13 protein-coding genes are annotated in these 13,417 nt (G+C 45.8%); 11 read left to right on the top strand and 2 right to left on the bottom strand.

Annotated elements, in window-relative coordinates; genetic code table 11:
* The first annotated feature begins 200 nt into the window (after positions 1–200).
* The 8 genes from pdxR (at position 201) to ABEB26_RS12805 (ending at position 8,102) form a co-directional block, all read left to right on the top strand.
* Complete coding sequence (pdxR, locus tag ABEB26_RS12840; RefSeq protein WP_345722415.1) at positions 201–1,658, top strand: MocR-like pyridoxine biosynthesis transcription factor PdxR; 1,458 nt, start codon at positions 201–203, stop codon at positions 1,656–1,658.
* A gap of 287 nt (positions 1,659–1,945) precedes the next feature.
* A complete protein-coding gene (locus ABEB26_RS12835; protein ID WP_345722414.1) occupies positions 1,946–2,698 on the top strand; it encodes a MinD/ParA family ATP-binding protein in 753 nt (250 codons plus the stop codon).
* Positions 2,699–2,723: 25 nt separating this feature from the next.
* The gene (locus ABEB26_RS12830; RefSeq protein ID WP_345722413.1) at positions 2,724–3,488 is read left to right on the top strand and encodes a MinD/ParA family ATP-binding protein; all 765 of its coding nucleotides are present in this window, start codon (positions 2,724–2,726) and stop codon (positions 3,486–3,488) included.
* Between the two features lie 44 nt (positions 3,489–3,532).
* Complete coding sequence (locus ABEB26_RS12825) at positions 3,533–4,885, top strand: MFS transporter (protein WP_345722412.1); 1,353 nt, start codon at positions 3,533–3,535, stop codon at positions 4,883–4,885.
* A complete protein-coding gene (locus ABEB26_RS12820) occupies positions 4,869–5,681 on the top strand; it encodes a GNAT family N-acetyltransferase (protein ID WP_345722411.1) in 813 nt (270 codons plus the stop codon). Before ABEB26_RS12825 ends, ABEB26_RS12820 begins: the two co-directional genes overlap by 17 nt.
* 12 nt (positions 5,682–5,693) lie before the next feature.
* Positions 5,694–6,764 carry a HAMP domain-containing protein gene (locus ABEB26_RS12815; RefSeq protein ID WP_345722410.1) on the top strand — a complete coding sequence of 357 codons (1,071 nt, stop codon included), beginning with the start codon at positions 5,694–5,696 and terminating at the stop codon, positions 6,762–6,764.
* Positions 6,765–6,785: 21 nt separating this feature from the next.
* Entirely contained in the window at positions 6,786–7,640 is an 855-nt protein-coding gene (locus tag ABEB26_RS12810) for an alpha/beta fold hydrolase (RefSeq protein WP_345722409.1), read from the top strand.
* 15 nt (positions 7,641–7,655) lie between these two features.
* Positions 7,656–8,102 (top strand): hypothetical protein, encoded by a 447-nt coding sequence (locus ABEB26_RS12805; protein ID WP_345722408.1) that lies wholly within the window; start codon positions 7,656–7,658, stop codon positions 8,100–8,102.
* A 74-nt stretch (positions 8,103–8,176) separates the two neighbouring features.
* Here the strand turns inward: ABEB26_RS12805 and ABEB26_RS12800 are convergent, their stop codons facing one another.
* Positions 8,177–10,312 (bottom strand): glycoside hydrolase family protein, encoded by a 2,136-nt coding sequence (locus ABEB26_RS12800; protein WP_345722407.1) that lies wholly within the window; start codon positions 10,310–10,312, stop codon positions 8,177–8,179.
* A 91-nt stretch (positions 10,313–10,403) separates the two neighbouring features.
* Positions 10,404–11,735, bottom strand: coding sequence for a hypothetical protein (locus ABEB26_RS12795; RefSeq protein WP_345722406.1), 1,332 nt, complete (start codon positions 11,733–11,735; stop codon positions 10,404–10,406).
* 405 nt (positions 11,736–12,140) lie between these two features.
* Here ABEB26_RS12795 and ABEB26_RS12790 point away from each other — a divergent pair, with 405 nt between their 5' ends.
* The 3 genes from ABEB26_RS12790 to ABEB26_RS12780 all read left to right on the top strand — a co-directional run bounded on the left by ABEB26_RS12790 (position 12,141) and on the right by ABEB26_RS12780 (position 13,391).
* Positions 12,141–12,368, top strand: coding sequence for a helix-hairpin-helix domain-containing protein (locus tag ABEB26_RS12790; RefSeq protein WP_345722405.1), 228 nt, complete (start codon positions 12,141–12,143; stop codon positions 12,366–12,368).
* A 37-nt stretch (positions 12,369–12,405) separates the two neighbouring features.
* The gene (locus ABEB26_RS12785) at positions 12,406–12,819 is read left to right on the top strand and encodes a VOC family protein (RefSeq protein WP_345722404.1); all 414 of its coding nucleotides are present in this window, start codon (positions 12,406–12,408) and stop codon (positions 12,817–12,819) included.
* Positions 12,820–12,926: 107 nt separating this feature from the next.
* Positions 12,927–13,391, top strand: coding sequence for a hypothetical protein (locus ABEB26_RS12780; RefSeq protein WP_345722403.1), 465 nt, complete (start codon positions 12,927–12,929; stop codon positions 13,389–13,391).
* Positions 13,392–13,417: the final 26 nt, after the last annotated feature.

Below are 13,417 nucleotides of genomic sequence, written 5' to 3'. Positions count from 1 at the left end.
TAGGAGTTGGGGACTGGAGATCAGATTTTGACGTAGAGAAGGTGAGGGGCGAGGAGTCAGGGATCAGGGATTAGAGCGCATTGACCAATAGAGAACAAATATTGCTATCAATCTGTAGCTATACAATGTTTCGTGTCATTCGTGCAATTCGTGGCTAAAATAAAACTTCGTGCTCTTTGTGGATCAAAAAAGGATTTTGCATGCTCGCAATTCCACTCAACCCCAACTTGACTCGCCCATTGTATTTGCAAATAGCCGATCATATTACGGCATTGGCGCGGGCTGGCCAGTTGCAGGCCGAGCAACGACTGCCATCGTCTCGTCAATTGGCCGAGCACCTGAATCTACATCGCTCAACGATAGTAACCGCTTTTGATGAACTACGGGCACGCGGCATCATTCAGACCCTGCACGGCAGCGGCAGTTATATTTGCTCAGGCTTGTTTGATCAAACTCTGCAAGCACCCCAACCCCAAGCATTAATTACCCCAACGCTAGCCAACGATCAGCTGATTGCTGAATTGTGGCGATTAAACCATGCTGAGGGCATGATTTCGCTGGCCTTAGGCGTACCAGCCCCAGATATGTTTCCAAGCCAGCGCTTTGCCCAGTTACAACAACGGATTGCCCGCCGCAACCCCCAAACTGCTTGGAATTACACCCATCCACAGGGCTTTTACCCATTACGTCAAGCGATTGCCAATGATTTAGCACGTCATGGCATTCAAACCAGTGCTGAACAATTGATTATCACTAACGGAGCGAACGAAGCGATTAATTTGGTAACTCAAGCATTAGCTGTGGCAGGCGATAGCGGTTTGATCGAAGAACCCTCGTTTCATACGACCTTGCTCAATTTACAACAAGCGGGCATTCGGCTCAATGGCTTTGCAGTCAGCCATAATGGGCCAGATTGGGCAAGTTTAAATGCAGCTTTGCACACAGGCTCAAGCCATCCACGTTTTATTTTAGTTGTGCCCGATTATCATAACCCCACTGGTATGCGCTGGGCCAGCGACCAACGCTATCAATTATTAAACTGGGCCAATCAGCAGGCCATCCCAATTATCGAGGATGCAACCTATAGCGATTTAGGCTTAACTGGCCCAAGTCAGCCAGCCTTACGGGCTTTTGATCCGAATGTGATTTACATTGGCTCATATTCTAAATCGTTGATGCCAGGCCTACGAATTGGATTTATCGTTGCTAATGGCCTGCTTCAGCAGCAACTTGTCAGTTTAAAAACGATTACGAGCGGCAGCAACGAATCGTTTAGCCAACAAATGTTGGCCGAATATCTGCATGCTGGCGAATACCACGAACAATTAGCTTGGGTTACGGATATCTACAAACAACGCCGCGATGCCCTGCTTGAGGCCATTCAACGCTATTTACCTGCCGAAGTTCAGGCGACGATCGCTGATGGTGGTTTTTATAGTTGGCTGAGTTTGCCAGCCGATCAGCCTGTGATGCGGTTATTTCAACGCGCCTTGCAACGTGGTATAGTAATTTTCCCCGGCCAAGCCTTTTATCTTAATCAAGCCAATCCAACGCATAATGCTATTCGACTATGTTTCGCCCGCTACTCCGAAGAAGTATTGACTCATGCCGTGCGCTTGCTGGGTAGTTGTTTTGAGCAATCAACCCACTCGGCTTGATTACACCATAGACCACCCAATCCTCTTTAATATTCTAATCCTCGTGACAATTCATCATGCTAACCCCATGCTCAACGTCTTTAATATGCGATTGAAAGAATCAAGCTAAATCAGCACCCTTGTTGAGAATCTTACAAAACTTAATATCTTGAAGCTATTTATTTAATGGTATTGCATACTATATGGGTAGGTATTAAGCGCGTTGATTATTGGGCTATGATGCGCTATGATGAACCACGTTACCCTCCGTGTACACCAGCACTTGCCATTTTTACAGGAGCACCTGCATGTCAAAGATAATTTCAATCCACTCGTTTCGGGGTGGCACGGGTAAATCGAATACGACCGCTAACCTTGCCAGCTTAATCGCCGCAACTGGTCGCCGAGTTGGCGTAATTGATACCGATATTATGTCGCCTGGCATTCACGTCCTATTCGGCATGAATGAAGATGACATGAAATATTCGCTCAACGATTATCTATGGGGCAAATGCGAAATCAAACAAGCGGCCTATGATGTCAGTTCAACCGTCAAAGGCTTGAGCTCAGGTCGCATTTTCCTCATCCCTTCGAGCATCAAGGCTGGCGAAATTGCCCGCGTACTGCGCGAAGGCTACGATGTGGGTTTGCTCAACGATGGGTTTCATCGCTTGGTCGAAGAACTTAACCTCGATGTATTGTTGATCGATACCCACCCGGGCTTGAATGAAGAAACCTTGCTCTCGATTGCGATCTCCGATTCGTTGATTATTATTTTGCGCCCCGATTCGCAAGATTATCAAGGAACTGGGGTTACGGTCGATGTTGCCCATAAGTTGGATGTGCCGCAGCTGTTTTTGTTGGTGAACAAAGTACCAACCTCATTCAATTTTGCCGAAGTCAAGGCCCGCGTCGAAAAAACCTACAACAGCGAAGTTGCGGCGGTTCTGCCTCATTCCGATGAGATGATGACGCTGGCCAGTGCTGGCATTTTCGTCTTGCAATACCCCGACCATCCATTAAGCCAATCGCTGCGTGGAGTCGCCAATCGGTTAGTGTAATTTGTGGAATGAGGGCGAGGCACCCATGCCGAAGATTGTTTCCATCCATTCGTTTCGCCCAGGCACCGGTAAATCACAATTAACTGCCAATATTGCAACCATTTTGGCAGCCGCCGGCCAACGGGTGGCAATTATTGATAGCGATGTCCACTCGCCCTCAATCCAGTGGCTGTTTGGTTTGCCCGAGGGCGCAATCACCCATAGCCTGAATGATTTTCTGTGGGGCAAATGTGGCATCGAATCAACCGCCGTCAATCTCAATCCAACCGTTCGCCATCCGCTCAAGGGGCAGCTTTATTTAGTGCCATTTGCTACCCGCAACAGCACGATCGATTATGATATTAGCTTGCTCAGCGATAGTTTTGAGTTGTTGATCAATACTCTCCGGCTCGATGCGCTGCTGATCGATACGCAGCCAGGCGTGCAATTCGCCGCGCTGCCATCGATCGCCTTCTCGGATATTCAGGTGTTGGTGTTGCAGTTGCGCGAGCAAGATCTCCAAGGTACAGGCGTGGTGATCGATATTTCCGAGCAACTTGGCATCAACGAAATGGTATTGATTGTCAATCAAATTCCTGAGCATTATAATTTGCGCGAAGTCCAGCAAAAAATCGAGCAAATTTATCAACGTCCAGTCTTGGCAGCCTTGCCCTACGATGAATTGTTGGCCGATTACAATCAAGCAAGCTTGTTGCTTGAACGAACCTCATCGAATATCTTTGTGGTAGAACATCCCGACCATCCGATTTCCCTACTCTTAACGAATGTGGCTGCAACCTTGACCGCTTAATCGAACTTGGACATTGTTGTATTTGCGCAAAGGATGCTGGCTGCATGTTGAAACGGCTGGAACAAGGCTTAAAGTTACGTCCGAACGAATGGCGTTTGGTGCTAACGCTCATGGGCTTGTTAGCGCTCAATACCTTGGTGCTTGAGCTTGCCGATGTAGTAGCAATGGCGGGCTTTATCAGCAGCCTTGGCACCGAACAATTGCTGTGGCTCTGGCCAGTCGGCATGCTGCTAACGATTGTCGCTGCTGGCAGCTATGCCTTAATCGTTGATCGCACCGAGCGGATCAAATTAATTCAACGGCTATTGGCCGGCTTTGGGGCATGTTATCTGGCGATTTTAGGCCTATTTTGGTTCAAAGCACCCGCTTGGCTGATCTATCCAGCCTTGTCGATTTTGAACGAACAGCAATATGCAATTTTCCCGTTGGCGTTTTGGGCCTTAGCCAACGATATTTATGCGACTTCCGAGGCTAAACGCTTATTTCCCTTGCTAGGAGCTGGCGCGACCATCGGCAGCCTACTGGGCAACGGCTTGGCGGCGCTGATCGCCACCTGGTTGGTTGGCAGTGATCAGCAAAATACCAGTTTGGTGCTGGGTTTGTGTGCGGTTTTATGCTTTTTGGGCATTGGCCAAGTTTGGTTAATGTTTCATAAACACCCAGTTCGGGCGCGGCAAAGCAAAACTGAACGGGAATCGATTCGCGAGACCTTTAAAGTTGGAGCCGATGTGATTCGCCATGTGCCGCTGTTTAGTTTGTTGGCGCTGGTATTATTCACCACAGGCTTGGCTTTGACGGTGGTCGAATTTCACTTTTTGCGCAGCATTGATCAAATTGCAGCAGCCGATCCGTTACGCTTTCAACAAGTCTATGGTTTTTACAAATTGGCCTTTGTGGTCACCCTTTTGGCATTTCAATGGCTGTTAGCTGGGCGCTTGCTCAGCAAAACCAGCCCGAAACAAGGTTTTATCGCCCTACCTATCGTCTTACTGCTTTGTATTCTGGGGGCACTGGTTCAGCCACTGATCGGCGGGTTAATTGGTCGATTTGGGGCACGTTTAGCCCAAAGCGGCTGGGATGAACCATTACGCAAATCAGTTCAGAGTATTGTTCCCGACGAGCGGCGCGGGCGCGTAAGCGTTTTTCTTGATAGCTATTGTTATTCATTCGCGACAATCGTTGGGTGTGGGGTGATTAGTGTGCTGTTGTTGCCAAGCTGGCTGGGGGAGCTGGCGGCTTCGGTTAGTACGCTAATTTATCTTGGCTTTGCAGCAGTGGCAACTGCTGTCGGCCTTTGGGCCGCTTGGCGTATCCGCCATGTGTACGATAAAAGTCTGCTGAACTGGCGACTGTCGCGCTCTCGACGAAGGAGCGTTCTCGATGGCATCGAGTTCTGAGGCGCGATTAGCTCAGTTTGGTGAATTAGAACCATTGTGGAATAAGTTGCAAGATAGTGTGCGCTGGCCGATGATTCCGCCACTCGCCAATCGTGATGCTCCCAAGGGCATGCAATTGCGGGCAATTTTGGGGGCCGAAGCCAACGAAATTGGGCTGGTACAAGAGCTATTTGCCACGATTTTTCCACATTTGGCCCATTATGAGCCATTTTTGGCGATGTATGCTGAGCCATTTTCGCGCAGCCACCCCGCCACTCTCGACCATTTGTGGTTGATTGAGCAGCACGGCAAGCCAGTCGGGGTACGCATGTTCAGCTATCTGTATCGCCGCAATTTTGGTCACGGGGCATTTATTGGCATCGATCAACGGGCACGTGGCACGGGCATTGGGCGTTGGCTGGTGCAGGCTACCCATCAACAATTGGCACTCGATGCCTTGTATAGTGGCAATGAGGCGGTTTTGGGGTATAGTGCCGAAGTGACGAGGGTTGAGGATGCTCAGCATGAGCTTGAACGCCAAGAACGCGAGGCTCGTTTGCGCTTTCATCTGAATAATGGGGCAGTGCTGCTACCAGTTGAGTATATTGAGCCGCCAGTGATCAAAAATAGCGATGATCAGGCGGCGCGGCAACTAACAATTGCGCCGCAACCAATGCACTTGGTGTTTTACCCAAGCCAACCTAGCATGTTAAATGTTGCAACCATACGAACGATAGTTGAAGCGATTTACCATGATGTTTACTATTTGGAATCCGACAATCCTTTTGTGCAGCACGCCCTCGCGTCGTTGCGGTAAGGAATAGCACCTATGACAGCCGTAGCACCCAAAAGCCGTTTTTTGAGCCTGCGTTGGCGTTTGTTGGCCATTTTTACCCTGCTGTTTTTAATTGTTTTAACTGGGGTGTTTGTCTGGTTTTTGAATTATGCCACCGATAATGCCCAAACTGACCTCGAAGCCGATCTGATGGCGATTGCCAAAACGGCTGCCGCTGGAATTGATGGCGATGAACATAGCGCCTTGTATACCCAAGGCCAAATTGATGATCCAACTTATCTTAAAATCAATGCCTACTTGCGCGAGGTCAAAACTACCAATCCCAAGGCTTCAGGCATTTATACCTTCGTTCAGCTGCCCAATGAGCCAGAGCAAGCACGATTTGTGGTGAGCGCAGCAATTCCCCCAGGTCAATCGGCTACTCCGCGTGAACAAGAGCTGCTGACTGAATCGGCCTATGGCTGTACGATTAACCGTGATACCCGCCCTTTGATGAACGCAAATTTTACGGCAGCTGGTGGCTTTTCGTCAGCTATGGCCCGTGGTTTGCGCGAACCAAGCATCGATCCTAATCCATCAACTGATCAATGGGGTCAGTGGATTGCTGGAGCCGCACCAATTTTCAATGCCAAAGGCGAAACGGTTGGCGCAGTTGGGGTCGATATGTGTGTGGCCGAAGTTACCGCCGTGCGCAATCGCATCAGCCAAACCTTGATTCCCGGCTTTTTGATTGTGACGGTGCTCTTGGCTATTGCTATTTATCTGATTGCCCATCGCCTGACCAAGCCAATTATTGGCTTGACCGCCGTAGCCAAGCAAATTAGTAATGGCGACTATAGCTCAGAAGTACCCGAAAGCAGCAGCCGTTTGCGCGATGAAGTTGCCACGCTTGCCAGCGTTTTTGCCATGATGGTTGATAAAGTGCGCGAACGCGAACATAAATTGCGCCAGCAAGTGGCCGAATTGCAAATTATTGTTGATGAAGGCAAACGCAAACAGCAAGTTGATGAAATTGTTGATAGCGAATTCTTTCGTAATTTGCAAGAAAAAGCCCGTGAAGCTCGCCAACGCCGTGATCGCCGCCCGCCTGACCAAACCAGCTAACCACCAGCGGAGGCTCCAGCTATGCCAATCTATACCGTCAACGATCAACCGATTCATGTGTGGGAAGAGGGAGCAAGCGATAAACCAGTGGCCTTGTTAATTCATGGCTGGTCAAGCTCATGGTTCGCCATGTCGCCGTTGTTTCCAATTTTGTCACGCTATCGCTGTTTGGCGGTCGATTTGCCAGGCTACGGCCAATCGCCTAAGGGTGATAATCCGGTGAGCATTGTAGCCTACACAGATCTGTTGGCCGACCTTTTGCGCCAAGTCACCGATCAACCAGCGGTGTTGATTGGTCATTCGATGGGCGGAATGATTAGCTTGACCATGAGTTTGCGTCATCCTGAGCTAATCGAGCGCATGGTGTTGATTTGCCCAACGATCAGCGGGCGTTTATCGATGTTTATCAATATGTTTCTAGGGCCGTTGGTGGTGTTGGAGCGCGTGCCTTTTGCCGATCGAGTGACTTCGCTGATTGAAACCCGCATCTGGCGAATTACTGATCGCGTGATGAAACCAGCTTCGTATGCTGAGCGCAGCGCCATTAGCAGCGAAGCCCATGAACGCATCAAGGCCGATGTGCGGCGGCCAGGCCAAGGCCAAATTCGGGCTGAATGCTATCGCGCCATGCGCGAAAACGATTTGCGTGGCCAATTGCACAAGATTAGCCATCCTTCGCTCTATTTATGGGGCATGGAAGATAATACAGTGCCCTTGCGCGATGCCAGCAGCGTGGTCGCTGAATTGCCCGATGCCGATTTGCGAATTATTCCCAACGCGGGGCATTGGCCCCATTTTGAAGCCCTCGTCACCACTCAACGCTATGTTCGGGCATTTCTCAGCACCCCGATTAAGTTGCTCAAGGCACAATTCTAGCTGTGGAGTTGGTTTATGGATAGTTCAGCCGAACCAAGTGGCGGTCTTAGTTCCTTAGATTTTGAGCATTTATCGTTGGCCGAACGCACCATAATTCGGGCGATTTTGCGCCAGCGCGAGGTTGATGAAGCCAAACTAGTTGAGGCATTGGCCGATTTGCCCGATGCTGAGCAATTGAGTATTGCCGAAATGGAGCAGGCGATCGCCCAATTGATTGAACAGCAGCATGTCTTGATTCTCGAGGGTGAGCCACGTCGTTATAAAGTCAATTTACGCCCCAAACACACCAGCAGCCTGCGTCGCCCAATTTGGGATGCCCTGCAAAGCACCCCAGGCGATGAGCAGCAACAAGCCCGCAGCGAACGTCGCCGCCGTATCTCGAATGTGTGGGAAGCGCTCGATGAGCATAAACCGCGTCGCGATCTGCCTAATTTCAGCGATCAAGGCAATGATGAGCAATAAATTTTTAAATATTACTGACTAAAAAATAATCCCCACCGAATAAACGGTGAGGATTGAACATCTTTGAGGATTAATTAGGGTGAAGGTGTTAAATTTACATTGGTACGCATGATCTCCCAAGCAGGAAGAAGATCAGGTCCACCCCCATAATATACCTGTAATGTGTTTCCCGATGCTAATCCATGTGGATCGGTTAATATTCCTGGGTTATGAATAACATTTGTTCCTTGGTTAGGGTTTACATTAATCATCTCAGATGGTGTCTGATAATCGTTTGTCCAGCGAACTCCGTTACGCGATTGAAGAACATAGAGTGGATTTTTATTTTGGGTTTCTGGTGTTACCTTTAAATCATGAGCGCTCATTGCAATAAAAGTTCCGTAGTCTTTATGATAGGTTGGCACAAGATCCATATCGGAATACACCTGATAGCCTACATCACTATCATCAAATATCCCATTATGTGAGATTTTGAGCCGAGTAGACATCCAATTAGCGCTATCGGTATAATATAAGTAAAAGCGGCCATTTAAATACAATGCGGTTGGCTGTCCTATACCATAGAGTGTTGGGGGCGAATAGGTATTTGCAATAACAGGTTGTGGTTTTCCGGTGGTAGGATTAACTCGCTTTGTCCAATTGACCCCATTAGTTGATGTTGCCAAATAAATCTGATTATACTGAATATATCCCGCAGGACAAAGATTTTGAATCGCTGTTTTATCACATTGTTCTTGGGTTGGGCCTGCAGCATCATAGTACATGTAATAGGTTCCATTGACCTTAACAACGGAAGGATCACATGCATGCCCTTTCTTAGCACCATTTGTTTCTGGGGAATTAATCATAACTTGTAAAACAATATTGGAATTAATCGTCCAATTCGTTCCATCGGTTGATTCTGCATAACGAATAACATCCCAAACTGTATCGGTATCACCAGGAACTACTGTAACTTCGCTAGTGCACCACCACATTTTATAAATATTCCCATCCTTCATAATAGAAGGAGCATAATCATAATTGGAAGGACGACTAAATGCATTAGATTCTGATTGATCGCCCGAAATAGAAAGATGTGAATAAATTCCAGTGTTGACTAATTCGATATCGTAAACATGAGTTCGCTGATAAGCCCCATTAATGTTCGTACCACCAAAATAACTTTCATGCACCCGAAGTGTCAAATCATCGATTTGATCGCGATTTGCCACACCAGTCAGCGGAATCGTAATCCAATTTTGGGCATCACGTTGGCTGGCACTAAATGTTCCAAGAATGGTGTATCCACCATCAGTATCATGAATAATCGGCGTTATTTTTCCATCACAACTAGTTGTACAAGTTGTATAGAATTTTATTCGTAATTGAGTATATGGTTGCCAATTCTGTGGGACAAGGACTAGGTGATAATCAGCAAAGTCATTTTGTCCATCATTATCGCTAATGACATCCCAAAAATTGATATTATCGGTTTGTGCTGGAGCCCATGCATAATGTGGGCCTTGGGTCGTTAAGCCATTAGCATAGAGAACGCCACGTGGATCTACGCCCTTCTCAAAATCAGCAAGGGTCATATGCGGAACATTTGAGCCTATTTCTGCACCGATCGTATAGAGATGAGTTCGTTGCATACGGGTGCTCGGTTGGGTTTGGCCATTTGCAGCCACTGCACCAAAATAGTCTTCATAAATCCGAAAACGGATCTGATCAATTTGATCTTTGGCAGCAGCTGGTAACCCACTAAGACTCATCCGATGTATATCATGTTGTGCGGTCCCATTGACCAATGTGCCTATAACAACATCCCCATAGCTTGTATCATGGATAATAACTTGAATTTTTCCTTTTTCAGAAGTAACTTGGCTTCCATTATAAATATTTGTATAGAACGTAAGGGTTATGCGATCATAACGGCTGAGATCTAAAGATGTGGTATTAAGAATTTGATCGGCATATTCATTTTGATCATCACGATCACTGGTAACATCCCAGTAATTAATGTTATCAGGCTGATTTGGTGTCCAGGCAAAGCTAGGGGAAGTGATTGCTAAAGGGGCAGGGGAAGACTGGCTCCAACGTGGATCAACACCGGTTTCAAAATCGGCAATTGGGTAACGGATTGCACTATCGGCGGCAAAACCTATGTTAGCTGTGGCTCCAAAAATAAGGAGTGTCAGTATTAAGTACGTGATACGTTTGGTAGTCATTAGATCCTCTCAAAATATTAATCATCAAATTGTCGTACAAGAACGTGATTAGGCTTGATATTAGCCAATTTATATCATCATATCTCCTCTCTCATTTCTTCTGACTGCTATCATAACCAGTATAGGTAATTGACCAAACACCGCGATCAAGCTTGATTGGTTGGGCAGCTTTCGCAGGGTCATGTAAATGCTTATCAAGTGAACTAAGAAAATAAATCACCTCACGGCCACTTTGTTCGGGTGGATTAAAGAATGTTGGACGATGTTTATAGTTTAAGTAACCAATCCAAAGTAAGCCAATAATTGCGGTAGTTGTAACCGCCATTCGCTTAATTGTGATTGATCCAAGCAAGATTTGTGATTTTATAAATCGATAATAGCCAAGTTGGAGCACAACTAGTATGAGCAAGAGTTGTTGAACATAGAAATAGCGATTTGCTGACCATGGATCAAACAAAAGCGATTCACGTTGTAACAGTAAATTACGGCTAATTGTTGGCATCATCGTCATGCCAACGATCAAGAATCCGATCATAAAAAATTGTTCCAGCACACTTTTAGGCAGATATGTTCGCCAGCGATAGATTAAGCCTACTAGGCTTAGTCCAATCATAATTCCAATCGCCATAGCTAAATAAAGTGTGTGTTGGTTTAATTCGATCCGTAATATATTGCCAAAAATCCCTTCAAAAAAGACTCGTTCAAAGACCAGTTGAACGCCAAACCCAAGGTTCATTGGAGCGAATGAGGTTTCAGATTTAATTGGTTCAACACTTGTCAGCATATACAACCCAACCCCAGCGATCAGGGTTGCATGATAGATTTTGTCGCGCAGGGTTGGGCGCTTGAACAAAAAATAAATACAGAATGGCACAATAATCAATACCATAGCATGTGAGAAAATTATTAATAATGATATAATCGTTTGAAAAATTGTCGCGAGCTTTGATGAGCTTACAGGAAGCATAATTAATAGAAGTAATACAAAAAAACTATTCCAAATGGAATATACAGTATTACTTTGAAGTACATAGTCACCAGTTGGCAGTAATACCATAATTAAACAAATAATTAATCGAACATCATCATTTTCAATAAAATAACGAAATCGACGTAAACCAAATAATGTAAATGCCGCAGCACTGTTAAACAAACAAAACAAAGCCATTAGATATGGTGATAATGGTAAGAATGGCGAAAATAATGATAGATAAATAACAATGTTAGGAACTATTGAACGATATCCTGCATACATAAACCCTATTTGATCGATAGTATGGTTATTGAGCATATAGCTAAAGAAATACCCATCTTCTACAAAGAGATTTGGGTACAAGAATGCTGTTCTACCACGAACGAATATGATGATAGTGCTTATAAAAAATACGAGGAAAAGTTTAATCGTATGCGAATATGATTTCATCACAAGTACCTTTGGTTAATTCTATAATGATAGAAATAAAAATTGTAGACCTTTAAATGCTGTGAATCAAATCTTGATAGACATAATATCAAAGCTGAGCATTGCAAGGGCTTTTATCTATGGACTATGATAACCGAATTTAGGGAATCGTTTGAAATTATCACCATATCGGTATAGTCTCATTTGGCACATCATCAACTGAGGTTGAGCGATGAATTTCTCTGGCTCAAAGTTTGAATAGTAGGAATCCGATAGCCAAAATCGCTGAACCTGCAGTAATGGAGAACCAAGATCATTAAACCCAAAAAGCTTGTTTTTATGAAATTACTGCTTGACTTTTTGAAGTTTAATCGTTATACTACCCAATATTAGAACATTTGTTTTATTAGCAAAGGTGCTTGGCTGATGAATGCATCTGAACAATCAACCGAGGATTTTCCTTCCAAACTAAGCCAACCAGCACTGCGAGCCTTACACAATGCTGGTTATCGCAGTTTAGCGCAATTGACCCAAGTCAGCGCTCGGGAGCTAGGCAAATTACATGGCATGGGGCCGAAGGGCATTCGTCAGTTGCACGAAGCGTTGGCAGCTAAAGGTTTAGCCTTTGCCGATGAAACAAAATCAACGGATTGAGTACAGTCGATTGTGTTTGTAGGTAAGGAGTTGCTACGTGAATACCCAAGTTTTTATTAATCTCGCAGTGCAAGATCTCTCCAAATCAATTGAATTCTTCAAAGCCCTGGGCTACCAACAAAATCTGCAATTTAGCGACGAAACTGCTGCTAGCATTGTGATTAGCGATACAATTTATGTCATGTTGCTGACCCATCCCAAATTCAAAGAATTTATTCCTCAAACTGCGGCAATTAGCGATGCCCGCAGTGCGACTGAAGTGCTGGTGTCGTTGACGATGGAAAGCCGCGAGGCTGTTGACCACATGTTTGATAAAGCACTATCACTTGGCGCTACCAGCTTTAGCGAGCCAATTGAAATGGGTGCTATGTATAGTCGCGCCATTCAGGACTTCGATGGCCACATCTGGGAATTCTTCCATATGGACATGAACGCTGCCCCGCCTCAATAAGTGCTAGCAAGCCGTTTGATTTTCACAGCACCATGAATTCATGGTGCTGTTTGGATTTTTTAGGTTTTGGTTTAAACTTAGCCCAGCATTTAGCGATCGGTGGGTTTATGAGCCAAATCTGGGTTGATGGAACAGTTATTCGTGGCCATGGTGTGGCTTCAGGGCAATCGGCTGTATCACCCTATCCTGCTGGCACAATCGCCATGCAACAGCCCTATTTTGCAACATTAGGCCTTGATTTAACTGGCTTGCATTTGGCAACGATTAATTTCGATATTCAGCCTGCCCAGTGGCGTTTGCTCCAAGCCGATTATAGTTTTCGGGCAGTCCATTGGACTGAATTACACCCACCTGAGGATTTTTCGTTTATCAGTTGTCAATTGTTCTGGCAAACTCAAACCTATGCTGGCTATATTTACTATCCCCATCCTGCGACCAAAATTCAGCATTTTCAATCGCCCAGTTTGTTGGAATTATTGCTACCTTGGATTCCAACGATCAGCTATGGTGTACAGGCCCGTTTGAGCTATCGACCTGAGCAAATTCAAATTCAAGCGGCGGCTCTGCTATAATCGCAGACATAGCCGACCATTTTAGC

The sequence above is a fragment of the Herpetosiphon gulosus genome, from assembly GCF_039545135.1.
In the GTDB taxonomy this organism is placed as follows: Bacteria; Chloroflexota; Chloroflexia; order Chloroflexales; family Herpetosiphonaceae; genus Herpetosiphon; species Herpetosiphon gulosus.
The sequence above is the reverse complement of the archived record's forward strand: the minus strand, read 5'-3'. Positions and strand labels throughout refer to the sequence as shown.